The 318-nt window shown below is 66.0% G+C and carries 1 protein-coding gene; it reads left to right on the plus strand.

What is annotated here, in order from left to right; genetic code table 11:
• Window positions 1-318, plus strand: a 318-nt coding sequence (locus NE591_RS13655; RefSeq protein WP_256156911.1) for a penicillin-binding transpeptidase domain-containing protein, incomplete at both ends; no start/stop codon positions are given.

Consider the following 318-nt stretch of genomic DNA (forward strand, 5'->3'; position numbering starts at 1 on the left):
CGTGGAACTGCACGGGCAAGTGGGACGGCTTCGGCACTGGGGACGTGCAGCGCTGCTGGAAGCACGACGCCCATGGGACGCTCGATCTGCACGGGGGCATCGTGAACTCCTGTGACACGGTCTTCTACGAGATCGGCAAGGCTTTCTACGACCATGGGCCCGCCGGCACCGGCGAGATATCGGAGACGGCGCTCCTGGACTACCTGGGGCAGTTCGGCTTCGGCGAGAAGACCGACATCGATCTGGGCGGCGAGGCTGTGGGCGTCATTCCAACCCCGGCCTGGAAGGCCGAGCGCTGGCAGAACGTGCCCTCCGAAG

The sequence above is a fragment of the Adlercreutzia sp. DFI.6.23 genome, from assembly GCF_024462535.1.
Taxonomy (GTDB): Bacteria; Actinomycetota; Coriobacteriia; order Coriobacteriales; family Eggerthellaceae; genus Adlercreutzia; species Adlercreutzia rubneri.